Source organism: Tabrizicola sp., assembly GCF_022842145.1.
Classification (GTDB): Bacteria; Pseudomonadota; Alphaproteobacteria; order Rhodobacterales; family Rhodobacteraceae; genus Tabrizicola.
This window is the reverse complement of the sequence record NZ_JALHQD010000002.1, coordinates 152,518-172,946: the sequence shown is the minus strand read 5'-3', so window position 1 is coordinate 172,946 and position 20,429 is coordinate 152,518. Positions and strand designations below refer to the sequence as shown.

26 protein-coding genes are annotated in these 20,429 nt (G+C 66.1%); 12 read left to right on the top strand and 14 right to left on the bottom strand.

Translation table 11 applies throughout. The features are described from left to right. Positions 1 to 61 precede the first annotated feature (61 nt). Together Q0C42_RS05900 and Q0C42_RS05895 are read left to right on the top strand one after the other, a co-directional pair. Entirely contained in the window at positions 62 to 508 is a 447-nt protein-coding gene (locus Q0C42_RS05900) for an SRPBCC domain-containing protein (RefSeq protein ID WP_295073359.1), read from the top strand. A gap of 235 nt (positions 509 to 743) precedes the next feature. Beyond that, positions 744 to 1,163, top strand: coding sequence for a DoxX family protein (locus Q0C42_RS05895; protein WP_295073356.1), 420 nt, complete (start codon positions 744 to 746; stop codon positions 1,161 to 1,163). A gap of 327 nt (positions 1,164 to 1,490) precedes the next feature. On the opposite strand, the gene Q0C42_RS05890 is transcribed toward Q0C42_RS05895, so the two are convergent. The 3 genes from Q0C42_RS05890 to Q0C42_RS05880 all read right to left on the bottom strand — a co-directional run bounded on the left by Q0C42_RS05890 (position 1,491) and on the right by Q0C42_RS05880 (position 4,133). Beyond that, positions 1,491 to 3,047 (bottom strand): trimethylamine methyltransferase family protein, encoded by a 1,557-nt coding sequence (locus Q0C42_RS05890; RefSeq protein WP_295073353.1) that lies wholly within the window; start codon positions 3,045 to 3,047, stop codon positions 1,491 to 1,493. A 104-nt stretch (positions 3,048 to 3,151) separates the two neighbouring features. Then, a complete protein-coding gene (locus tag Q0C42_RS05885) occupies positions 3,152 to 3,844 on the bottom strand; it encodes an HAD family hydrolase (protein ID WP_295073350.1) in 693 nt (230 codons plus the stop codon). Between the two features lie 10 nt (positions 3,845 to 3,854). Continuing rightward, positions 3,855 to 4,133, bottom strand: a complete 279-nt coding sequence (locus Q0C42_RS05880) for a DUF3572 domain-containing protein (protein WP_295073347.1) — start codon at positions 4,131 to 4,133, stop codon at positions 3,855 to 3,857. A 133-nt stretch (positions 4,134 to 4,266) separates the two neighbouring features. Between Q0C42_RS05880 and Q0C42_RS05875 the strand changes: the two genes are divergently transcribed. Continuing rightward, on the top strand, positions 4,267 to 5,640 hold the full coding sequence (locus Q0C42_RS05875; protein WP_295073344.1) for a diguanylate cyclase: 1,374 nt from the start codon (positions 4,267 to 4,269) through the stop codon (positions 5,638 to 5,640). Positions 5,641 to 5,651: 11 nt separating this feature from the next. Here Q0C42_RS05875 and Q0C42_RS05870 read toward each other — a convergent pair whose 3' ends face one another. The 4 genes from Q0C42_RS05870 to Q0C42_RS05855 are packed head-to-tail and all read right to left on the bottom strand — an operon-like array spanning position 5,652 to position 7,619. After that, entirely contained in the window at positions 5,652 to 6,137 is a 486-nt protein-coding gene (locus Q0C42_RS05870; protein ID WP_295073341.1) for a periplasmic heavy metal sensor, read from the bottom strand. 1 nt (position 6,138) lies between these two features. Beyond that, positions 6,139 to 6,465 carry a hypothetical protein gene (locus Q0C42_RS05865; RefSeq protein WP_295073339.1) on the bottom strand — a complete coding sequence of 109 codons (327 nt, stop codon included), beginning with the start codon at positions 6,463 to 6,465 and terminating at the stop codon, positions 6,139 to 6,141. After that, a complete protein-coding gene (locus Q0C42_RS05860) occupies positions 6,455 to 7,063 on the bottom strand; it encodes an RNA polymerase sigma factor (protein WP_295073336.1) in 609 nt (202 codons plus the stop codon). Before Q0C42_RS05860 ends, Q0C42_RS05865 begins: the two co-directional genes overlap by 11 nt. Before the next feature lie 40 nt (positions 7,064 to 7,103). Next, positions 7,104 to 7,619: an EF-hand domain-containing protein gene (locus Q0C42_RS05855; RefSeq protein WP_295073333.1), complete on the bottom strand. Its 516-nt coding sequence runs from the start codon at positions 7,617 to 7,619 to the stop codon at positions 7,104 to 7,106. Positions 7,620 to 7,813: 194 nt separating this feature from the next. On the opposite strand from Q0C42_RS05855, the gene Q0C42_RS05850 reads away from it, so the two are divergent. Continuing rightward, entirely contained in the window at positions 7,814 to 8,221 is a 408-nt protein-coding gene (locus Q0C42_RS05850; protein ID WP_295073331.1) for a DUF983 domain-containing protein, read from the top strand. Next, positions 8,214 to 8,825 carry an NUDIX hydrolase gene (locus Q0C42_RS05845; protein WP_295073329.1) on the top strand — a complete coding sequence of 204 codons (612 nt, stop codon included), beginning with the start codon at positions 8,214 to 8,216 and terminating at the stop codon, positions 8,823 to 8,825. Before Q0C42_RS05850 ends, Q0C42_RS05845 begins: the two co-directional genes overlap by 8 nt. Here Q0C42_RS05845 and Q0C42_RS05840 read toward each other — a convergent pair. Further along, entirely contained in the window at positions 8,745 to 9,734 is a 990-nt protein-coding gene (locus Q0C42_RS05840; protein WP_295073326.1) for a fatty acid desaturase, read from the bottom strand. The two genes, Q0C42_RS05845 and Q0C42_RS05840, sit on opposite strands and share 81 nt — an antisense overlap. Positions 9,735 to 9,844: 110 nt before the next feature. Here Q0C42_RS05840 and Q0C42_RS05835 point away from each other — a divergent pair, with 110 nt between their 5' ends. Beyond that, complete coding sequence (locus tag Q0C42_RS05835) at positions 9,845 to 10,702, top strand: helix-turn-helix transcriptional regulator (protein ID WP_295073323.1); 858 nt, start codon at positions 9,845 to 9,847, stop codon at positions 10,700 to 10,702. 79 nt (positions 10,703 to 10,781) lie between these two features. Here Q0C42_RS05835 and Q0C42_RS05830 read toward each other — a convergent pair whose 3' ends face one another. The 3 genes from Q0C42_RS05830 to Q0C42_RS05820 are packed head-to-tail and all read right to left on the bottom strand — an operon-like array spanning position 10,782 to position 12,925. After that, entirely contained in the window at positions 10,782 to 11,270 is a 489-nt protein-coding gene (locus tag Q0C42_RS05830) for a lipocalin (RefSeq protein ID WP_295073321.1), read from the bottom strand. After that, the gene (locus tag Q0C42_RS05825) at positions 11,258 to 11,827 is read right to left on the bottom strand and encodes a hypothetical protein (RefSeq protein ID WP_295073318.1); all 570 of its coding nucleotides are present in this window, start codon (positions 11,825 to 11,827) and stop codon (positions 11,258 to 11,260) included. The genes Q0C42_RS05830 and Q0C42_RS05825 overlap by 13 nt, the downstream gene beginning before the upstream one ends. A 57-nt stretch (positions 11,828 to 11,884) precedes the next feature. Then, positions 11,885 to 12,925 (bottom strand): aldo/keto reductase, encoded by a 1,041-nt coding sequence (locus Q0C42_RS05820; protein ID WP_295073316.1) that lies wholly within the window; start codon positions 12,923 to 12,925, stop codon positions 11,885 to 11,887. 96 nt (positions 12,926 to 13,021) lie between these two features. Between Q0C42_RS05820 and Q0C42_RS05815 the strand changes: the two genes are divergently transcribed. The 6 genes from Q0C42_RS05815 to Q0C42_RS05790 all read left to right on the top strand — a co-directional run bounded on the left by Q0C42_RS05815 (position 13,022) and on the right by Q0C42_RS05790 (position 18,039). Continuing rightward, positions 13,022 to 13,660, top strand: a complete 639-nt coding sequence (locus Q0C42_RS05815; protein ID WP_295073313.1) for a hypothetical protein — start codon at positions 13,022 to 13,024, stop codon at positions 13,658 to 13,660. 109 nt (positions 13,661 to 13,769) lie between these two features. Next, on the top strand, positions 13,770 to 14,522 hold the full coding sequence (locus Q0C42_RS05810; RefSeq protein WP_295073310.1) for an SDR family NAD(P)-dependent oxidoreductase: 753 nt from the start codon (positions 13,770 to 13,772) through the stop codon (positions 14,520 to 14,522). 70 nt (positions 14,523 to 14,592) lie between these two features. After that, positions 14,593 to 15,162, top strand: a complete 570-nt coding sequence (locus tag Q0C42_RS05805; RefSeq protein WP_295073308.1) for a YceI family protein — start codon at positions 14,593 to 14,595, stop codon at positions 15,160 to 15,162. Between the two features lies 1 nt (position 15,163). Further along, a complete protein-coding gene (locus Q0C42_RS05800) occupies positions 15,164 to 15,703 on the top strand; it encodes a cytochrome b/b6 domain-containing protein (RefSeq protein ID WP_295073305.1) in 540 nt (179 codons plus the stop codon). Between the two features lie 62 nt (positions 15,704 to 15,765). Beyond that, a complete protein-coding gene (metG, locus tag Q0C42_RS05795; protein ID WP_295073302.1) occupies positions 15,766 to 17,484 on the top strand; it encodes a methionine--tRNA ligase in 1,719 nt (572 codons plus the stop codon). 399 nt (positions 17,485 to 17,883) lie between these two features. Beyond that, positions 17,884 to 18,039, top strand: coding sequence for a hypothetical protein (locus tag Q0C42_RS05790; RefSeq protein ID WP_295073299.1), 156 nt, complete (start codon positions 17,884 to 17,886; stop codon positions 18,037 to 18,039). A 6-nt stretch (positions 18,040 to 18,045) separates the two neighbouring features. On the opposite strand, the gene Q0C42_RS05785 is transcribed toward Q0C42_RS05790, so the two are convergent. From Q0C42_RS05785 to Q0C42_RS05775, 3 genes are all read right to left on the bottom strand, one after another. Next, positions 18,046 to 19,254: an FAD-binding oxidoreductase gene (locus tag Q0C42_RS05785; RefSeq protein WP_295073296.1), complete on the bottom strand. Its 1,209-nt coding sequence runs from the start codon at positions 19,252 to 19,254 to the stop codon at positions 18,046 to 18,048. Between the two features lie 68 nt (positions 19,255 to 19,322). Next, positions 19,323 to 19,823, bottom strand: a complete 501-nt coding sequence (locus Q0C42_RS05780) for a TrmO family methyltransferase (RefSeq protein ID WP_295073294.1) — start codon at positions 19,821 to 19,823, stop codon at positions 19,323 to 19,325. Positions 19,824 to 19,885: 62 nt separating this feature from the next. Continuing rightward, complete coding sequence (locus tag Q0C42_RS05775; protein ID WP_295073291.1) at positions 19,886 to 20,398, bottom strand: copper chaperone PCu(A)C; 513 nt, start codon at positions 20,396 to 20,398, stop codon at positions 19,886 to 19,888. Between the last annotated feature and the right edge of the window lie 31 nt (positions 20,399 to 20,429).

The window sequence follows — 20,429 nt, the reverse complement described above, 5'->3', positions numbered from 1 at the left end:
CGGGACCGTGATGGCCCCGGCCACGACCACAGTTCGAAACGCACTCTCACGGATCGGCGCCATGACCTTCGATCACCCGCAACTCTTCCTCGACGGCGCCACCGACGTCGTGATCCGCCGCCGCTTCTCGCATCCTCCGGCAAAGGTCTGGCGCGCCCTGACCGAGCCTGAGCTCATCCGCCAATGGCTCTCGCCCGACCTTACCGACTGCCAGATGGACCCTCGGCCCGGCGGCAGCTTCCGCTACGTCTGGCCCGAGTTCTTCTTCTCCGGCCCGGTCCTCGAAGCCGACCCGCCCCAAAACATGCTCCATGTCGAGCATTTCAACGGCGACACCTCACAAGGCCCGACCGTCCGCACCACGCTGACCCACGACGGGAGCGGCACCCGCCTGACCGTGGTGATGCGTTACCGCGACGCCGAGGCCCGCGCCAACGCCATCCAGCAGGGCTTCACCGACGGGATTGATGCCGTCTACGGCCGGATCGAGGGCCTCACCTTCGCCTGACCTCCGTCGCAGGCACGCGTCTTCGCTATCGCGTCTCAGCACCCGCCTTCGGGGACAGAAAACCGGCTGCAGGCCCTGACCACACCACCGCCGCCACCAGCGTCTTCCGCATCCGCCAGGCGGCCAGAAGGGTCGCCTGTCACGCTCAGCGCCACCCAACCCCGTAACCCCCGGCCACACTCGGCAGATAGCCGTCCACCCGAAACCGCCCCCAACCAGACCCAGGAGACCCGCCATGACCAAGGCCAAACTGCTTTACTGGGCCACGACGCTGGCCCTCTGTGCGATGTATCTCGGGGCCGCAGTTTTCTACCTCACACAGCGAACGGCAGTGGAGCAGGGCTTCATCGCCTTCGGCTTCCCGGTCTATCTGGTTCAGGTCCTGATCGTCGCAAAGATCGCTGCTCCCTTGGCGATCCTCAGCCGCCTCTCGGTCCGGCTCAGCGACCTCGCCTATGCGGGGATGGTCTTTCACCTGCTCCTGGCGCTCTCGGCCCATCTGAACGCCGGCGATGGCGGTTACCTTCCCGCCCTTGTCGCACTGGCGCTAATGCTGACCTCGTTCCTTGCCCAGAACGCCGGTCGCAGGACGCCATCTCCCAATGTGCCCGAACCCTTCTCCCTGCCTGCGCGCGGGCAAGGCTCCACGACCTGAGCCGCGCCTCCCTCCCTTTCACATTTGCCCAAATATCCCCTCAGGAGTGCGACATGGTGGCGCCACTGGTTCAAACGACCATGTCGCGGCAAAGGCCTGTCCGTCCTTCACCCGCAGGCCCGAGAAAAAGGCGCGCGCCGCACGGCACTCGGCATGAAACCCGCTGTCCGCAAAGGACCGACGCCAGGCAGGATTCTCCGTAGGGTGGGTCGTTCTGCGCCACAAGGCGCAGGTTGACCCACCGTCCGCAAAGGTAAAGAAAACCTGAACGCCCGCGACCAACCCCCTGTTTCTAAAAGGGTCCCAAACTCCACCACGCGCGGGCGCTCAGAAGTCTGTGGGTGCCCCACCCTCCTGTTTCCGCTTCGCCACGAACCGCTGCAACTCTTCCAGGTGGTCCCCATTCATCTCCGGTGCCTCGAACTCGGCGAGGATCTGCTTGTAGATCCGGTGCGCCCGCTCGACCGTCCAGACCGACCCGTCCGCCTGCCACGCCTCATAGTTCCGCCAGTCCGAGACGATGGGCGCATAGAAGGCCTCCTGGTAGCGGTCCTGCGTGTGCTGCACCCCGAAGTAATGCCCGCCCGCGCCGACTTCCTTGATCGCGTCGAAGGCAAGGTCCTCGTCCCGCGTCGCGAAGGTCGCCTCCTCGAAGTAGCGCTGGATCATCTGCAGGACCTCGCAGTCCATGATGAACTTCTCCGGGGACGCGATCAGCCCGCCCTCCAGCCAGCCAGCGGCGTGGTAGACCATGTTGGTCCGGCTCTGCACCGCCGACCAGAGGGAATTCGACGTCTCCCACATCGCCTGCCCGTCCGGCACGTTCGCAGCACAAACCCCCGAGGCCCGCATCGGCACGCCATAGAAGCGCACCAGCTGCCCCGTCATCTGCGTCGCCCGCATGTATTCCGGGGTGCCAAAGGCCGGGGCCCCCGACTTCATGTCGACGTTCGAGGTGAAGGTTCCGATCGCCACCGGACAGCCGGGAGCGATGTATTGCAGGAGTGCCACCGCCGCCAAAGCCTCGGCAATCGACAATGCCACGGCCCCAGACATCGTGACCGGAGCCATCGCCCCCGCCAGAGTGAAGGGCGTCACCACCACCGGCTGCCCGCGTTTGGCCATCCTCATTGCCCCGTCCAGCATCGGATAGTCGTGCTTCAACGGGGAAACCGAATTGATGTTGGTGTAAAGCCGCGGCTTGGCCTGGAACTCCTCCTCGGTGAGCCCCCCGGCCAGACGGACCATCTCCATCACATCCTCGACCCGCTCGGCCCCCAGGCTGTAGGCGTGGACAACCTTGTCGGTCAGCGTCAGCTTTTCGTACAGGCAGTCCAGGTGCCGGACGCTTGCATGGATGTCCACCGGCTCCACCGGATAGCCGCCCGCGATGTGGATGCAGTTGAAATACTGCGTCAGCTTCATGAACTCGCGGAACGTCTCGAAGTCGCCGGACCGTTTGCCCCGCTCCATGTCCCAGGCGTTCGGCGGGCTGCTCACGTTGACGAACAACATGTGCTTGCCGCCCATGATCAGCTCGCGCTCGGGATTGCGCGGCGTGATCGTGAAGGTCTCGGGCGCGCGGGCGACCATCTCCATCACGAAGTCCTCGTCCATCCGGACGTTGGTCCCGTTCACGATGCAGCCGGCCTTCCGCAGATGTTCCACTGCTTCGGGGTTCAGGAACTCGATCCCGATGTCGCGCAGGATGCGCATCGCCGTCTTGTGGACGCGCTGCACACCCTCGGCATCCAAAGGCTCGGTTGGCGCATCGGGGTTCACCGGAATGCGCCAAGGCATCTGGTCGATCACCGCCGTGCCCGCACGGACCTTCATCCCTGCCCGCCCCCCGGCACGCTTTCTCCGAGCTGGTTCATCCGCCATCGTCACTCTCCATTCGCTTGGGCGAAGGATGACGGAAGCAGAGCCGATCTGGTTACCGCGTTAGCGACTAAAAAGCGTCGTTTTTTGCAAGTGACCTTCGGAAGTCAGGCTTTCAGGCCCGTCAGCCACTCCGGAATGTCCCCGATGTCGGCCAGCACGACGTCGGCATGGGGCGCCAACTCCTCGCGTTTCGCAACGCCCGTCAGCACCGCGATGGTGCGCATTCCGGCCGCGCGACCTGCCTCCAGATCATGCCGGCTGTCGCCCACCATCGCCACGCGCGCCGCGTCCAGTCCGGTCTGCCGCACGAAGGCCAGACACATGCCCGGCCCGGGCTTGGCACCGTGACCCGAGTCGTATCCCGCAATGAAGTCGAAGCAGTCGGTGATCCCGTGCGTCGCCAGATGCTGCCGGGCAGGCGCTTCGGAGTCGTTGGTCGCCAGACCAAGCCGCAGACCCCTTCCGCGCAGCGCGTCAAGCAGGGGTCGCAAGGGCACCGCCTCTGACATCGGGGCCATGCCGGCGCTGGCATCGATCCGCTCGGTCAACTCGGCCAGCGTCATGCCAGGAAGCTCGGGCAACAGCGCCGCCGCAATGTCGGCGGCCGTCGCGGCGATCACCGGGCTGTCGGGGGCGAAGGTTCCGCTGCCAAGGTCATATCCGATGGCCCGACCCAGTCGCGTGGCATGGGCTTCGTCCTGCGCGATCCGGCGTAGGAAGGTCGCGGCCCAGCGGCCCCAGCTGATGCGGAAGTCGAAGAGCGTCCCGTCCTTGTCGAAGATCAGCCCGTCGATCATCATGCCCCCCTCAGGTCCAGTTCGTCACCGCGCCCCCCGGCAGCGCCGCGCGGGCCGCCTGGGGTGCCGTGTAGGGATGGCCTTCGGCGTCGCAGAATGCAACCACCCAGCGATCGTCCTGCAGCAGGAAATCCAGGACCGCGGCGAGGAACTCGGGATCTGCCGCACGGTTGCGCAGTTCGGCGATGCCCGCCCCGGTTGCCGTCAGGAACACCGGAAAGATCTCGTCCTCGGCTGCAATCCAGCCAAGGGCCTGGATTGCCAGCGTTTGCGCAACTTCTGGTTGCATTGTTCTCGCTTTCATAGCCTTCTGGTGTCGGCAGATGAAATTCGATCACTTGCCTGCATACAGAAAGGATTTCTTAACCTTCCCGACGGCAGAGTTGTCCACAACAAGTGGAATGAAAAGACGGCATTTTGGGATGAGCGCACGGATCCTCATCGTTGACGACGTGGCGGCGAACCGGATCGTCCAGCAGGCCCGGCTGTCAGCAGCTTTCTACGCTCCGATCCCGGCCGCCGACGGCGCCGCCTGCCTTAGCATCGCGCGGGAGGAACGCCCCGATCTTGTCCTGCTGGACCTTGGGCTGCCAGATGTCTCGGGGCTTGAGGTGCTGCGGCGGTTGCGGCGCGACCCCTCTAGCCGCGACATTCCCGTGATCGCCCTCACGGCCAGCGGCACCGCAGACGAACGCCTTGCCGCTTTTGCTGCCGGTGCTGACGATGTGATGGACCGTCCGGCAAACGAACGCGTGCTACTTGCCCGACTGCGCAACCTTTTGCGACTGCGGGCGGAAAGCGAGTTTCCGGCGACCGAGGGGCTGGCCATCGCCGGTCTTGGCGAGGCGCCCGCCACCTTCGATCCGCAGGGCACCATCGCGGTGATCGGCTCCCATCCCTCGGATCCGCTCTGGACCGGGCTGGCAGCCCAGGTCCGCGACCGGCTGGTCATGGTGTCGCGCCGGGAAGCGATGGCCAGCATTTCGGCCGGCGATGTCCTGCCCGACGTGTTCATCCTGCATGACGACGGCCAGAATCCCTCGGGCACACTGCGGCTTCTGTCCGAACTGAAAAGTCACCAGTCCACCCGCCACGCCGCGGTCTGCGTCGTCGGCCCCGCGGGAGAGGGGGACGAGGCCGCGATGGCCTTCGATCTTGGTGCCGACGATGCCGTGGGACCCGATGTCACGGCCGAGGAACTGGCGCTGCGCACCCGGGGGCTTCTCCGCCGCAAGCGGCATTCCGACCGCCGCCGCGCCCGGATGCAAGACGGCTTGCGGATGGCGATGCTGGATCCGCTGACCGGGCTTTACAACCGCCGCTGCGCGGCACCGCAACTGGCGGCCATTGCTGCGAAATCCCGGCAGGACGGCACACCGTTCGCGGTGATGGTGATGGACCTCGACCGCTTCAAGCAGGTGAATGACGAATACGGCCATTCCGCCGGTGACCAGGTCCTGGTCGAAGTCGCCCGCCGCCTCACCGCGAACCTGCGCGACACGGACATCCTGGCCCGCATCGGCGGGGAAGAATTTCTGGCGATCCTGCCACAAAGCTGCATGCTGGTTGCCCGCCGGGTGGCGGAACGGCTCTGCCAGGCGATGGACGACACGCCCATCCGCCTGCTTTCGGGCGAGGAATTGCGGGTAACGGTCTCGATCGGGGTGGCCGTGGCGGGCGCCGCGGGCGAGGACAGCTATGTCATCGACGGCCTGGTCGAACAGGCCGACCTCGCTTTGCTGGAATCGAAAGGCGCTGGCCGCAATCAGGTTACCTACCGGATGACCGCGGCCTAGTCTGGCCGAACCTAATCACCATCGCGCCCGCCGCGGCGCATGCCTTTTTCCAGGCGGTCCGCGAAGGCCTGGCGGTCTTCGGGCGACATCTCGATCAGCCGCGTCTCGATCAGGCTTCGGCCGAGGTCCAGCCGTTGCGCATTGCGCGCCTCGATGGCCGACAACGCGGTTTTCATCGCCTCGGCGTCGAAGGGATCGGCGCGCAAGGTGCCCAGCAGCGTCTCGAACTCCGTGCGGGCTTCGGCACGCGAGGTCCGGAACTCTCCCATCCGGTCCAGAAGCGCGCGACGGATCGCGCGCCGGTCGCTTGAATCCAGCGCCTCGCTGAACGGCCCGAAGGACATGTCGCGCGGCATGTCGCGGTGGCCGCCGCCCAGTCTGGCACCGATTGCCAGCCCCGCCACCGCAAGGTTCAGCGCGAGCGAGATCGCCAGCGCGATCTTCACCCCGCGGGAGGCGGTAGCTTGAACCGGGGTCTGCGTGGTGGGATCGGTCATTTCAGCCTTCCGTCGTCAGAAAATCGGCTTCGGGGAAGAAATCGGCGGTTTCGGTCGATGCCCCGGTCAGGTAGTCCAGCGTCGTCGGGCTCAGGTAGCCCATGGCCAGCCCGAAGACCGCCGCGGTTCCCAGGCCCGCCAAAGCAGGCGGCCCGCCGAAGAGGCCCGCCAGTCGCGCAAGAAAACCCGGTCGCGCTGCGGGCCGGAAGGCCGGGGCATGCGGTTGCAAGGCCAGCGCATCGGCCAGCACCCGCTCCATCAGCGCATCGGAGGGCACCTCGGGACGCCGCGCCGCGCGCGCCAGGAGGTCGTCCAGATCATCCTGCATGTCCGTCATCCTCATATCCAAGCTCGGCCTTGCGACCCGCAAGTATCGCCGCGAGCGACCGCTTGCCGCGCGCGGTCAGGCTTTCCACCGCTTCGACCCCGATCTCCATGATCGCTGCAATTTCGGGGTTCGTCATCCCTTCCAGGTGGCGCAGCACCACGGCCTGTCGCTGCCGCTCGGGCAGTTCGGCAAGTGCCGCTTCCAGCGCCGCCATCCGGCCCGCGTCCTGCAACCGCCCTTCGACCCCGACAGCGTCGTCCGCCACTTCCGGCGCGTCATCCAGCGCCATCTGCCGCTTGCGCCCCCGCGACCGCTGCCGGTCGATACACAGGTTGGTGGCGACCCGGTAAGCCCAGGTCGTCACCTTGGTTTCGCCCTGCCGCCAGTCGGGTGCCACGCGCCACAGCCGCAGCATCGTCTCCTGCGCCACGTCCTCGGCCTCGGCCCGGTCGCCACCCAGCAGCCGCGCGGCGTAGGCAAGGACGCGCGGGGTGACGCGCTGGGTCAACGCCAGCGCCGCATGACGGTCTCCATTGGCATAGAGCACCATCAGCGCCTCGTCCGAGGTTTCCCCATGCGCGTCGAAAGCCATCGTCATGCCTTGTTGCTTAGCGGCTGGGTGGCCGGGCCGCAAAGGCCTAGTTGTTGCCCATGCCTCCGCCGTGGCCGCGCTTGCCACGGTGCTGCATCGCTTCTTCCGCCTCGGCCTTCGAGATCGCGCCGTCGTTGTCGGTGTCCAGCCGGGCAAAGTGCCGCTCGCCCGGGCCTTCGCCCATCTCGTCGGCAGAGAGCGACCCGTTACCGTCGTTGTCCATGTTGTCCAGCATCGCCTGGGTCCGCTCGGCCAGCCGCTCCTGCATCCGTGCAAGCTGGCGGGCCGACAGTTCGTCGGCACTCAGCGCCCCATCGCCGTTGGTGTCGGCAGCGGCGAACTCGGCGGTCCGGTGCGCCTCAAGCTCGGCCAGGGTAAGCTTGCCGTCCTTGTCGGCATCCATCGTGTCGAACATCTGGGTCAGCATTGCGCCGCGGCCCTCGCCGTCCATGTCCATGCCCATTCCCATGCCCATGCCACCCTTTTCGGCCAGCGCAGCCGTTCCCAAGAGGGCGCCCATAACGGCAAGCGCAGCGATTGCGGATTTCTTCGTTGCAGACATCTTTCTCTCCATTCAATCCGGGCGGCATTTCCGACCCTTCTACTGGTCAAACGGACGGGCGCGCCGTTTCCGTCGCGGATTCTTGCGACATCCCGACACAGGTCGCGCCTTCCCCCTGTGAACGCCGCCCGGAACCGACTATGTTCGACCTCCTGCAACGCCCCCTTTCCGGGGCCGTACACCGGACCACGCCCATGACCACCGTCGACACTGCCCAAACCCTCGACCCCGAGGACCGCCCGCTGAAGCCTGCGCTCTGGCGCGGTTGGCGTCGGCGCTGCCCGAACTGCGGCGCGGGGCCGATGCTGCGCGGCTATCTCAAGGTGCGTGACACCTGCCCGGTCTGCAGCGAAGAGCTGCACCATCACCGCGCCGACGACGGACCGGCCTATCTGACGATCCTGATCGTGGGCCACCTTCTCGCGCCGATCCTCTTGTTCACCTACACCAAGTTCCGGCCCGAGCCCCTGGTCATGGCCGTAGGATTCACCATCGGCACCGTGGCGCTGTCGCTGTACCTGCTGCCGCGGCTGAAGGGGGCGCTGGTCGCACTGCAATGGGCCAACAGGATGCATGGCTTCTCTGACCGCACGCATGACTGACGAGCCGATCCGCGCGGCGGCCACGGTCGTTCTCTGGCGCGAAAGCCCGGACGGGCCGCAGGTCCTGATGGGTCAGCGTGGCGAGGGCGCGGTGTTCATGCCGTCGAAGTTCGTCTTCCCCGGCGGACGTGTCGATCCCGAGGACGCTGGCGTCACCCGTCCCGGCTTCCTGGCGCCGGACTGTGTCCGCCGCCTGACGCTGGCGGTCCCGCCCGACGCGCCGCTGCCTGAAACCCTGGTTGCCACCGCGCTGCGCGAACTGACCGAGGAAACCGGTCTGAACCTCGCGGGGATGGAGCATCCCTCGCTTCGCTTCATCTTCCGCGCGATCACGCCACCCGGCCGCACGCGCCGCTTCGACGCGCGATTCCTTCTGGCCCATGCCGACAGCCTGGACGACAACCGCGAAGATTTCACCCTTGCGTCGGGAGAGCTTCAGCACCTGCGCTGGCTGGCCCTGCCGGAGGCCCGCGCGCTGGACCTTCCCTTCATCACCGAGGTCGTCCTGGCCGAGGTCGCGGCCCTAGTGGCGGGCCAGGATCAGCCCGGCGTGCCGTTCTTCGACAATTCCAGCGCCACCCCGCACTTCCGCCGACTGGTCTAGGACGCCCCCCTTGTCGACCGGAAAGACCGGATGCGGCACCGGGTCCTTGGCGCGGAACAGGAACTGGCGGAAGATCTCGACATAGCTGCGATACTGGTAGCTGTCGTTGCGGCGCAGGTAATGCTCGCGGTTGCCGAAATAGAGACCCGGCAGCTTGTACCAGGCCACGCCCGGATGCATGTGATGCACGACGTGGAAATTGTTGTTCAGGAACAGCAGGCTCAGCGGCCCGCGGCTTTCGATGACCACCGTGCGCGCCCGCGCTGACTCATGCGCGCGGTGTTCCAGGAAGGTGCGGATCTTCAACAGGCTCCAGCCCAGATAGGCCGCCAGCACATAGGCCCAGCCCGGCATCGCGCCCACCCAAGTGAGCCAGACCCAGACCAGCGCCAGCCCGCCCGCATGCAGGCCCCAGGCCAGCGTCACCCGATGCTCGCCCCGCCGGATCGCCGCCCAGTCGCCCGTGACCAGTGCCCACGCGGAAAGCGCCGGTCCGACCAGCATCCGCCCGAACAGCGTGTTGTTGAACCGCAAGAGCGCGCGCTTCGGCCCGGACAACCGGGCCCAGACGGCGGGGTCAAGGTAGTTCGATTCGGGATCGTCATAGGGGTCGGTCAGGGCCGGGTCGAAATGGTGCTGCAGATGCAGGTCCTTGAAGCGCAGGTAGGGGACGAACACCGTCAACCCCGGGAACACCAGCACCTCCGACCATCGCTGCGACCGGAACGGATGGCCGTGCAGCACCTCATGGGTCAGCGAGGAATACTGTCCGATGGCCAGCGCGGCGGCAAGGATCGCCAGCGTAGGGGACAGGGTCCAAAGCCAGGTGGTCGCAAGGGCCCAAAGACTGTAAGTTGCGATGAAGACGATCAGGGTGGGCCATTCGATGGCCCGGGTCTCGGTCTGCAAGATTGTTCCCGGAGTTCAGTAACGTTGCTGTGACGATACCAAATCGCTCCGGTGGCTGGAATTCGGGATATTGTAAACTTTACCCCGCGTTGGTTTTGGATAAACTGCAAGTGATGGATAAAATCGACAAACGCGACCGGGCTCCCCAGTTCCGCGCCCGCCTGGCCGAGGCGATGGCGGCGCGCAAGATCACCCAGGCCGAGCTTGCGCGGCAAGCCGGGGTCGACCGCTCCACCATCTCGGCGTTGCTGCAACCCGGCACGCGGCTGCCCAACGCCCAGCTTGCAGCCGACTGCTCCCGCGCCCTGGGGATCAGCGCCGACTGGCTCCTGGGGCTTTCCGGCCGCCCCGAACCCATCGCCGACCTGCTGGCCGCGTCGCTGTCCCTGACCGAAGCCCCGCGCGCGCTGATCGACGAGCGCATCTTCGGATGGCATCAGGAAGCCGCAGGCTACAAGATCCGCCATGTCCCGGCGACGCTGCCCGACATGCTGAAGACCCGCGCCGTGGTGGAATGGGAATACGAACCCCAGCTTGGCCGCACCGCCGAACAGGCCATAGGCGCTTTCGAGGACCGGCTGAAATGGATGCGTGGCGCGGGGTCGGACTACGAGATCGCCCTTCCGGTGCATGAACTTGCCGCCTTCGCCACTGCCTCGGGCTATTACGAGGGTCTTCCGGCCGAGACCCGCCGCGCGCAACTGCGCCACCTGATGACGCTCTGCGAACAGCTTTACCCCTCGCTCCGGCTTTGCCTCTTCGACGCGAGAAAGCTTTTCTCGGCCCCCGTCACGGTTTTCGGCCCCCTTCTTGCGGTGATCTACCTTGGCCGGCACTACCTGGCCTTCCGCGACAGCGCCCGGGTGGAAACCATCACCCAGCACTTCGACCTTCTCGTCCGCGAGGCCGAGGTCGGGGCCCGCGACATGGTGGCCCATCTGGAGATGCTGCTCGACCGCGTAAGCTGACCGCTCCTCGTTCGACTTCGTCTCCTCGTCGCAGGGCACGCCCCAGCGAGGAGTGACGAAGTCATCGACGAGCGGTGGATTAGAGCGCCGTCAGCACGTCCGTCCGGTAGCCGTTGAAATCAAAGATCTCCCGCGCGGCATTCAGCCGGTCCGCAGGGATCGAACTCCGGTCCAGGATGATACCGAACCGGCCTGAAGGCGTGGCGATGGCCAATGTCCGGTAGCCTTCGTCGACCCAGACGACCCACCAGTCCTCGCCCATGACCCGCAGCCGCCCTGGCCCGACCAGAGGCGCCGTTCCCGACACCGTCTCGGACTTCCCGGCCAGGCACAGGGTCCCGCGCAACTGCACTCCCCCGGCGACCGGCGTGATCTCGACTGCACCCGCCGCGCAAGACCCCGAGGCCCGGAAATCCGCCACCTGCCGCCAGGTCCCTGCCGCAAGGGCAGGCTGGAAGGCCGCCGCCGACCAGATCGGATCACCCGCCGTCCGGAAGGCCGTCGGCGCGGGGGCTTTCGCCGCGCATCCCGCCAGCAGCAGCGCCAGCGCCAGGGTTATTCGAGACACAACGTCACCCGCGCACCATTGTCCTGCAGGATCTCGTTGCAGCCATACATCGGCTTGAACGGCGCGCAGGTCCCGGACCGGGCAAGGCAGACGCTGTCGCACTGGCTTTCCCGCTCGCAGCGCTTGCCAGAGTCCTTCGTCTGGAACACACAGGCCCGCCCCTCGCCCTTGCCGACGCGTGCCCAACGACCCTTCTTCTTTTCGCAGGCCAGCTGCTGTTCCGACTTCGGGGTGACAGGCATTTCCGCCAGGTCAGGCTTCGGCGCGGGTTCGGCCAGCTCAGAACTTTCGGTCTCCGAAGGCTCGACCTCGCTCGTTGCCGGGGCGGCTTGCAGGGCAGCGGTATCGCTTCCCCCCTGCAGGGCAGGCGCAGGCTTTGCGGCCTCGCCTGGCAGCGCGTCCAGCGCCGTCACCTCGATGGGGTCGCCCAGGACCGCATTTGGCGTCACCTCACCCGGTGGTGGCTTGCCTGCGCCCCCCGTCTGGCAGGCCGCCAACAGGCCCGTGGCACAAAGCAGAACAGCAGCAAGGGACAGGCGGCACGGCATGCGGGGCATCGGGCTCTCCGGTTCGCGCGAAGGAGTGCATTGAACCGTCCGGCGCCGCAAGTCCCGTCAATAGGGCGCGGGGTAGGCCCGGTGGGTTTCCGCTATGTCCTCCAGCACCTCTGACGACAAAGTGACCCCCGCCGCGCCGATATTGGTGCGCAACTGCTCCAGCGTCGTGGCCCCGATGATCGGGATCGTCGGGAAGGGCCGGGTCCCGCAGAAGGCGATCGCCATTTGGCAGGGGTCCAGCCCATGCCGCGCCGCCACCCCCAGATAGGCCGCCACCGCCGGGAAGACCTGCGGCGTCACCCGCCCCGAAAGGTCCGGGTTCAGGCTGCGGCGCGAGCCTTCGGGGATCACGCCCCCCGCATATTTGCCCGACAGAAGACCCGTTGCCAGCGGCGAGAAAGCCAGGAGCGGCATGTCCTCGATCACCGACAGCTCGGCCCAGTCGGTGTCGAACTGGCGGCACAATAGGTTGTACTCGTTCTGCACCGTCGCCATCCGCGGCAGACCCAGAGTGTCGGCCAGATGCAGCCAGCGCGCCGCCCCCCAGACGGTCTCGTTCGACAATCCGATGGCCCGGATCTTGCCTTCCGTCACCAGCGCCTGCGCCGTGGTCAGGATGTCGGTCATGTTCGCGGTTTCCGCCGCCCGGTCCAGCTTGGGCGGCTGATAGGTCCACATCTGTCGGAAATGGTAGTGGCTCCGGTTCGGCCAGTGCAGCTGGTAAAGGTCGATGTAATCCGTCTGCAACCGCTTCAGGCTGGCCTCGACCGCCGTGCGCATCGTGGCCCCGGTCGTCACCTCGCCCGGCCGCAGGATCGGCCCCTTCCCCGCCACCTTGGTCGCCAGCACCACCCGGTCCCGCCCCCCGCGCGCGGCAAACCAGGTCCCGATGATCTCCTCCGTCCGCCCCGCGGTTTCCGCCCGCACGGGGTTCACCGGATACATCTCGGCCGTGTCCCAGAACGTCACCCCCGCCTCCAGAGCCATGTCCATCTGGGCATGCCCCTCGGCCTCGGTGTTCTGCGTCCCCCAGGTCATCGTGCCAAGGCACAGCTCGGAAACCGTCAGGCCGGTCTTGCCAAGGGTCAGCGTTTTCATCGAAAGCTCCTTCTGTCGCGGCAAAGCTAGGCCGGATCGCCCCCGCGGCAAAGGCCCGCGCTTGAGAACATTGCGCGAACACGCTAGCTTTTCGACATGAGTCTGCCAATCCACCACCACAGCCCCCGCCGGGCCGAGCCGCAGCAACCCCTTGCCGGGGACCTCACCTTGCAGCGCGGTCGGGTGCATGAACTGTGCGGTCCCTCGCGCCTGATGCTGGCCGCCCGCATCATGGCCAAGACCCAGGGTCCGGTGGTCTGGATCCGCCCCGGCTGGCTTGCCGAACGTCTGAACGCCGCCGGTCTGCAACCCCTCGCCGACCCGTCCCGCCTGATCCTGGTCCAGGCCCAGCGCGACGACAGCCTTCTCTGGGCCGCCGAAGAATCACTCCGCTCCGGCGCCGCCCCCCTGGTGATCGCCGAGCTTCTGGTGCCCCCCGCCCTTACTCCCACCCGCCGTCTGCACCTTGCCTCCGAGACGGGGGCCGAGGCCGCCCGCCGCGACAACGCCACCGCGCCGCTGGGCCTGATCCTCCTGCCCGGCCAGGGCGGGGCCCAGGGCGTCGAAAGTCGGTGGCACCTGTCCCCCGCCCCCAGCCGCTCGCTTCTGTGGTCGGATGAGGACAGCTTCACCCTCACCCGCCTGCGGGCCCGTCTTTTGCCGCCCGCCAGCTGGTCTCTCCGCTGCCGACCGAACGGCGAAGAACTGGACCCACGACCGCCTCCCGACCTCTGACCGACCTTTCGCAGAAAATTCGTCTCCCACACCCGTGCATTGACCGGGATCATGGAACTTCCCGCGCAACCGGCCTTTCCTTGCCGCGACCCAAACAAGGAGACCGACCATGGAGATCACCTTCCCCGGCAAGACCGCCCTCGTGACGGGCGCGGGGTCCGGCATCGGCGAGGCCATCGCCATGGGCCTGGCCGCCAGCGGCGCCAAGGTCCTCGTCCAGGACCTGAACCGCGAGGCCGCCGCTCGGGTGGCCGAGGCCATCACCCAGAGCGGCGGGCAGGCGCGTGCCGCCGGCGGCGACGTGGCCGATGCCCCCACGGTGGAACGCCTGGTGGCCGAGGCCGCGGACTGGGGCGGCGGGCTGCATCTTCTGGTGAACAACGCCGGGATCGGCGGGCCGATGCTGCCGACCGGCGAATACACCATCGAAGGCTGGCACCGGGTGATGGACGTCAACCTGAACGCCGTCTTCTACGGCATGCGCTATGCCATCCCGGCGATGCTGGATGCGGGCGGCGGGTCCATCGTCAACATCGCCTCCATCCTCGGCTCGGTCGGCTTTGCCAATGCCTCGGCCTATACCGCCGCCAAGCACGCACTCCTCGGCCTGACCCGCGCCGCAGCCCTGGAGTATTCCGCCAAGGGCATCCGGGTGAACGCCATCGGCCCGGCCTTCATCGACACGCCGCTTCTCGGCAACCTGCCCCCCGGCGCGAAGGAGGCTCTGGTCGCCGCTCACCCCATCGGTCGTCTGGGCCGGTCAGAAGAAGTTGCCGATCTCACCCAGTTCCTCCTGTCGGACCGCGCCAGCTTCATCACCGGCTCCTACCACCTCGTCGACGGGGGTTACTGCGCGCAATAGCACGCGCGCTTGATTTTGCCGTCGGCCCCTTCGGATGCTACCGTGCCCCGGTCATCCGAAGGGAAACCGCATGCGTCGGCTTGTCATTACCGCCCTTTTCACCCTCGGCCTTTCCTTCGGCGTCCAGGCCGCAACCACCGCCTACAAGATGGACGGCGCCAATTCGTCCGTGGCCTTCGAGACCGACTTCGGCCCCGACCTCATCACCGGGTCCTTCCCGCTGGAGCACGCCGACCTGAAGCTCGACTTCGACAATGTGGCGAACTGCACCGTGGATGTGGCGCTGGATGTGACCGGGGCAAAGGCCAGCTTTCCTTTCGCCGCCCAGGCGCTGAAAGGCCCGAAAGTGCTTGCGGCCAAGGACCATCCCCGGATGACCTTCGAAAGCACCTCGGTCAAAGGCGCAGGCGACGCCGCCGAAGTCACCGGCAACCTCACCATTCGGGGCGTGACCAAGGAAGTCACCCTGCGCGCCCAGCTTTTCCGTCCACAAGGCAGCGCGCCCAGCGACCGGGACCATCTGACCGTCAAACTCTCCGGTCGGGTCAACCGCAGCGATTTCGGCGCGACCGGCTGGGCCGACATGGTGGGCGACGAGGTCCGCATCCTGATCACCGCCCGTATCGACGCGCAGGGCTGACATGGCGCTTCGCAACGGCCCCGACGAATTTGGCCTGATCTCGCGCCTGATCCACTGGGGGATGGCGCTTCTGCTCATCAGCCTGCTTGCCCTCGGCCTGCGCATCGCCGCGATGGAACCCAGCCTTTCGACCCTCTGGCTCTACGGGTTGCACAAGACCCTGGGCCTCACGGCGCTCGCACTCCTCCTCCTCCGCGTGATCTGGCATCTGATCTCGCCGCCGCCCGGCCCGCAGGCCACCGGCTGGATGCGTCTCTTCATTAAAGCCTGGCATTGGACGCTTTACGCTCTGATGATTGCCACCCCCATCGCGGGCTGGGCCGGGTCATCGGCCAGCGGCATCGACACGCTTTATGCCGAGACCTTCGTCATCCCACCCTTGGTCGAGCCAAACGAAACCTCGGAGTTCGTCTGGTTCATCCTGCACGAGATCTTTGCCAAGACTCTCCTCGGCATGGTCATCGTCCACATGCTTGCCGCCCTCAAGCGCGAGATGGACGGCGACGGCACCCTCACGAGGATGCTGCGCGGACGCGCCTAGCCCGCTGGCCCTTTGCCCGCGCTTGGGCTAATCAATCGCCGGACTCAAGCGAAGGCGCAGACATGGCACGCATCCTTATCACCTCGGCCATTCCCTACATCAACGGGATCAAGCACCTGGGGAACCTGGTCGGCTCCCAGCTGCCCGCCGACCTCTTCGCCCGCTTCAACCGCGCGATGGGGCATGAGGTGATGTTCATCTGCGCCACCGACGAACACGGCACGCCCGCCGAACTGGCCGCCGCCAAGGCCGGCAAGCCGGTCGAGGCTTACTGCGCCGAGATGCACGCCGTGCAGGCCGAGATCGCCAAGGGCTTCCGTCTGTCCTTCGACCATTTCGGCCGCTCTTCCAGCCAGCGCAACCACCGCCTGACCCAGCATTTCGCCGGGAAACTCGCTGAGAACGGCCTTATCGCCGAAGTGAGCGAAAAGCAGGTCTTTTCCATCGACGACAACCGCTTCCTGCCCGACCGCTACATCACCGGCACCTGCCCGAACTGCGGCTACGAGGCGGCGCGCGGCGATCAGTGCGAAAACTGCACCAAGCAGCTGGACCCAACCGACCTGATCAATCCCCGGTCGTCGATCTCCGGCTCCACCAACCTGGAAGTCCGTGAGACGAAGCACCTTTACCTCAAGCAGCGCGCCCTGCGCGACAAGCTGGAGGCCTGGATCGATAGCAAGAAAGATTGGCCGATCCTGACCACCTCGATCGCCAAGAAATGGCTGAACGACGGCGACGGACTGCAGGATCGCGGCATCACCCGCGACCTTTACTGGGGCATCCCGGTCAAGAAGGGCGACCAGCCCTGGCCGGGCATGGAGGGGAAAGTCTTCTACGTCTGGTTCGACGCCCCCATCGAATACATCGCCGGAACCGCCGAATGGGCCGACGCCAACGGCCAGGACGACGCCGCCTGGGAACGCTGGTGGCGCACCGACAAGGGCGCGTCCGACGTGACCTATTACCAGTTCATGGGCAAGGACAACGTGCCCTTCCACACCCTGTCCTTCCCCGCCACGATCCTGGGGTCGGGAGAGCCGTGGAAGCTGGTCGACTACCTCAAGTCCTTCAACTACCTCAACTATGACGGCGGCCAGTTCTCGACCAGCCAAGGGCGCGGCGTCTTCATGGACCAGGCGCTCTCGATCCTGCCGTCGGACTACTGGCGCTGGTGGCTTCTGTCCCACGCGCCGGAATCCAGCGACAGCGAGTTCACCTGGGAGAACTTCCAGACCTCGGTCAACAAGGACCTCGCCGACGTCCTGGGCAACCTCGTCAGCCGCGTGACCAAGTTCGCCGTCTCCAAGTTCGGCACGGACGTCCCCGCCGGGGGCCACTTCGGCCCGCTGGAGACCGCCCTGATCGCCGACCTCGGCGCGCGCATCGCAGATTACACCAAATTCATGTCCGAGATGGAGGTCCGCAAGGCCGCGTCCGAGCTGCGCGCGATCTGGGTTATCGGCAACGAATACCTTCAACAGGCCGCCCCCTGGTCGGTGGTCAAGACCGACCCGGAACAGGCACAGGCCATCATCCGTCTCGCGCTGAACCTGATCCGCGTCTACGCGGTCCTCTCCGCGCCCTTCATCCCCGACGCTTCGGCGACGATGATGAAGGCGGTGGGCAGCGACGACTGGACCTGGCCGGCAGACATTTCCGCAGCCATGCGCACGCTTCCCGCAGGCCACGCGTTCGAGGTGCCCGAGAATCTGTTCCGCAAAATCACCGACGAAGAGCGCGCCGACTGGCAGACCCGCTTCTCTGGCGTGAGGTCCTAGGCAACTTTCCGCCTTTCTCCGCACCTGCATCCTGAACTGCCGCGAAAAGCCCGCGCGTCCGTGCGCCTGCATGGCGCGTGGAAGGCGGGACAAACCTGATGAGCCCAACCACCGGCTGGTCGATGCCCCGGGTTTTGCAGGATTCTCCGCGGCCTGCGTTCAATTCCCGAGCAAGCGAATCGTGATTCGCCCACCTTTTCGTCCCCGCAGAAAATGGTTCGTTCGCAGCCGCAGAAACCGCCCACAGCGGGGCGATTGTTTGCCTTTACTGCCAATGGACAGGACAAAATTCCGCCGACTCTGAAATCTTTGGGAGCCACATCACCCGCTATGGTGGTAATGTCCGGCCATCAAGAGTCGCTGCCCCCGACTTGCTGCCATGTCAGGAGAACTCGCGAGATGACCCAAGTTCTGCAATCGCGCCCCCGGTCCTTCCGGACTTACGCCGCCGCAGCCTTGTTCCTTGTTGTCTATGGTGGCGTGCTGGTTTTCGTGTTTGCACCCAAGGACCTGATCTCGGTGCAGTCGCCGACTGCCCTGATCGCGTCAGACTGACCATTCCTAAATGATTGCGCCTTCCACCAGCGCCCGCCCCTCGGCGATGCGCTGAAAGTGGAAGGCGGTCATGTCCAGCGTGCGGTAGCCACCATGCACGATCCATTCGGCCGTCGCGCGTCCCATCGCGGGTGACTGCTGCAGACCGTGACCTGAAAACCCGTTCAGGAACAGGAAGTTGCCGATCTCTGGATGTGGCCCCGTGATCGCGTTCTGGTCCAGCACGTTGTAATCATACTGCCCGGCCCATTCGCTGATCACCTTCACCGCCTCGAAGGCCGGGATGCGCGTTGCCAGCGCGGGCCAGATCTTCTCCAGCCAAAGGTCCTGGTCCATGACGAAATCGTCGTCGGCCACCGCCGGATCAACATCGGCATGTCCCCCGGCCATATAGGTCCCGCCGCCCACCTCGCGGGCGAAAACCCCCGTTGGATCGATGACCAGCGGCAGGGGTCGGTCCAGCGGTTCCGCCGCCTGGATCACCCAGTTGAACCGCTTGCGCGGCTCGACCGGGATCGCAATCCCCGCCATCGCCGCCACCTTCGCCCCCCGCGTGCCCGAAGCATTGACCACGGTTCCGCAGGTCACGGTCCGTCCCGATTTCAGCCGGACCCCGGTCACCCGCGCGCGCGCAACATCCAGCCCCACAACCTCATCCGCCACATATTCCACGCCCGCCTCGCGCGCCTTGCGGCGGAACCAGTCAAACACGGTCGAGCCGTCGAAATAGCCCTCGTCCTGCGTGTTCAGACTGCCAAGGACCAGGTCGTCCACCACCATGAAGGGAAACTCCTCCCGGATCTGGTCGGGCGTCAGAAGCCGCGTTCCCGCCCCCGCCGCCGCCTGAACCTTCTGGTTGGCCCGCAGCACCTCGGCAAACCCGGCGTCGTCCGCCAGGTAGAGATAGCCGAAGTTCTGGATCCTCAGCTCTGGAACCCTTTCGTCCCCACCCATCCGCTGCCGCATCGATTGGACGAAGTCGGCCCCGAACTGCGAGATCCGGATGTTCAGTTCGGTCGAGAACTGCTGCCGGATGCACGAGAAACTCAGCGTCGTCGCGGCCTTCTCGTAGGAAGGGTCGCGCTCCACCACCAGGATGCGTCCGGTGAAGCCCATTTCCGTCAGCCACCAGGCTGTCGACGACCCCATGATCGCCCCGCCGATGATCAACACGTCATACCTGTCGTGCTTCGGTTCCACCTGAAATCCCAGCATTTTCGTCCTGCCTGCCGCGCTTGCCGCTGGTGTAACCCAGCTTGCCGGAAGGGTAAATGACGCTGGCGTCAGCCCTGCGGCGGAGGCACATCAACCGATGAAAGCCAGGGCTTGATGTCCAGAAGCGACGTGCCGTCGAACGCGTCCAGGGCGTCGAACTCCAGCACGCCAGCGGCGCGGTCCATCTCCAGAAGCCGCACGACACCCATCGCCACCGGATTGGGCCGGGCCGGAGACCGCAGGGCGAATACTCCGGTCGGGCCGTCGCGGTGCGCCAGGTTCAAGACGATCATGTCCCGCCGCGCCTGACCCGTCCAGTAAAGCAGGATCACCGCCTGACCCGGCACCAGCCCCAGCAGACCTGGGCGAAACGGCAGGTCGATCTCGGCCCGGAACGTGCCGCCCACCTCCCGCGCCTCGCGCAGGTTCTTCGGGCAATTGCCTTGCGACCAGGGGCTGCGCAGCCGACCGATGAAGCGCAGGTGCGCGTCGTCCGCAATCCGGCCGGGATCGAAGCTAAGCGCAACCTCGCCCGGACGCCCTGGCTTGCCCAAGGTTGTCTCGCCCATTCCACCGCCTCCGCCCTGCCTGCGCGCGGCATGCTGGGGCCTCGCGGCGGTTGGCGCAAGCGTCAGTCTCCCGAACCGTGGTCCATCTTCGAATGATCCATGGTGGAGTGATCCATATGATCCATTTCGCCCATTCCCATCGGCGCGTCGATCTCGAATTCGATCTCCACCCGGCCGGCCTTTTCGAAGATCAGCACGGCCTTGTGCATCTCGCCCTCGGTCAGCGGACCGGTCAGTCCCATGAACATGACGTGGTAGCCACCCCGGTCCAGACTGACAGTCCCGCCCGCTGGAATCTCCAGCGCCTCGACATGGGTCATGGTGCCCATCCCGTTTGCATCGACCTTGCTTTCGTGAACCTCGGACTTGGCGGCGATCCCGGTCTCGATCCCGATAAGCCGGTCCGGCTCTGCCCCAGCGTTGACGATGGCCATGTAACCCCCGGCAGTCTTGGCGGTGGCGGCGGGTTGGGGAATGTGGGGATGGATGATCTGCAGATCGCCCGCGATGATTTCATGCGCCCAAAGCGGCGCGGCAAACGCCAGAGCGGCGGCAAGGGCAAGAAGACGGTTCATGGCAAGTCCTTTCGGGACATCGATTGCTGTG

Excerpts from the sequence above, each read along its gene's own strand:
- Q0C42_RS05780 (WP_295073294.1), bottom strand. The coding sequence starts at position 19,823 with ATGGGCGAGACAACCTTGGGCAAGCCAGGGCGTCCGGGCGAGGTTGCG.
- Q0C42_RS05815 (WP_295073313.1), top strand. The coding sequence starts at position 13,022 with ATGAGTCTGCCAATCCACCACCACAGCCCCCGCCGGGCCGAGCCGCAG.
- Q0C42_RS05775 (WP_295073291.1), bottom strand. The coding sequence starts at position 20,398 with ATGAACCGTCTTCTTGCCCTTGCCGCCGCTCTGGCGTTTGCCGCGCCG.
- Q0C42_RS05825 (WP_295073318.1), bottom strand. The coding sequence starts at position 11,827 with ATGCCCCGCATGCCGTGCCGCCTGTCCCTTGCTGCTGTTCTGCTTTGT.
- Q0C42_RS05805 (WP_295073308.1), top strand. The coding sequence starts at position 14,593 with ATGCGTCGGCTTGTCATTACCGCCCTTTTCACCCTCGGCCTTTCCTTC.
- Q0C42_RS05785 (WP_295073296.1), bottom strand. The coding sequence starts at position 19,254 with ATGCTGGGATTTCAGGTGGAACCGAAGCACGACAGGTATGACGTGTTG.
- Q0C42_RS05820 (WP_295073316.1), bottom strand. The coding sequence starts at position 12,925 with ATGAAAACGCTGACCCTTGGCAAGACCGGCCTGACGGTTTCCGAGCTG.
- Q0C42_RS05860 (WP_295073336.1), bottom strand. The coding sequence starts at position 7,063 with ATGACGATGGCTTTCGACGCGCATGGGGAAACCTCGGACGAGGCGCTG.
- Q0C42_RS05855 (WP_295073333.1), bottom strand. The coding sequence starts at position 7,619 with ATGTCTGCAACGAAGAAATCCGCAATCGCTGCGCTTGCCGTTATGGGC.
- Q0C42_RS05870 (WP_295073341.1), bottom strand. The coding sequence starts at position 6,137 with ATGACCGATCCCACCACGCAGACCCCGGTTCAAGCTACCGCCTCCCGC.
- Q0C42_RS05800 (WP_295073305.1), top strand. The coding sequence starts at position 15,164 with ATGGCGCTTCGCAACGGCCCCGACGAATTTGGCCTGATCTCGCGCCTG.
- Q0C42_RS05850 (WP_295073331.1), top strand. The coding sequence starts at position 7,814 with ATGACCACCGTCGACACTGCCCAAACCCTCGACCCCGAGGACCGCCCG.
- Q0C42_RS05790 (WP_295073299.1), top strand. The coding sequence starts at position 17,884 with ATGACCCAAGTTCTGCAATCGCGCCCCCGGTCCTTCCGGACTTACGCC.
- Q0C42_RS05895 (WP_295073356.1), top strand. The coding sequence starts at position 744 with ATGACCAAGGCCAAACTGCTTTACTGGGCCACGACGCTGGCCCTCTGT.
- Q0C42_RS05880 (WP_295073347.1), bottom strand. The coding sequence starts at position 4,133 with ATGCAACCAGAAGTTGCGCAAACGCTGGCAATCCAGGCCCTTGGCTGG.
- Q0C42_RS05885 (WP_295073350.1), bottom strand. The coding sequence starts at position 3,844 with ATGATCGACGGGCTGATCTTCGACAAGGACGGGACGCTCTTCGACTTC.
- Q0C42_RS05810 (WP_295073310.1), top strand. The coding sequence starts at position 13,770 with ATGGAGATCACCTTCCCCGGCAAGACCGCCCTCGTGACGGGCGCGGGG.
- Q0C42_RS05865 (WP_295073339.1), bottom strand. The coding sequence starts at position 6,465 with ATGCAGGATGATCTGGACGACCTCCTGGCGCGCGCGGCGCGGCGTCCC.
- metG (WP_295073302.1), top strand. The coding sequence starts at position 15,766 with ATGGCACGCATCCTTATCACCTCGGCCATTCCCTACATCAACGGGATC.
- Q0C42_RS05900 (WP_295073359.1), top strand. The coding sequence starts at position 62 with ATGACCTTCGATCACCCGCAACTCTTCCTCGACGGCGCCACCGACGTC.
- Q0C42_RS05845 (WP_295073329.1), top strand. The coding sequence starts at position 8,214 with ATGACTGACGAGCCGATCCGCGCGGCGGCCACGGTCGTTCTCTGGCGC.
- Q0C42_RS05890 (WP_295073353.1), bottom strand. The coding sequence starts at position 3,047 with ATGGCGGATGAACCAGCTCGGAGAAAGCGTGCCGGGGGGCGGGCAGGG.
- Q0C42_RS05875 (WP_295073344.1), top strand. The coding sequence starts at position 4,267 with ATGAGCGCACGGATCCTCATCGTTGACGACGTGGCGGCGAACCGGATC.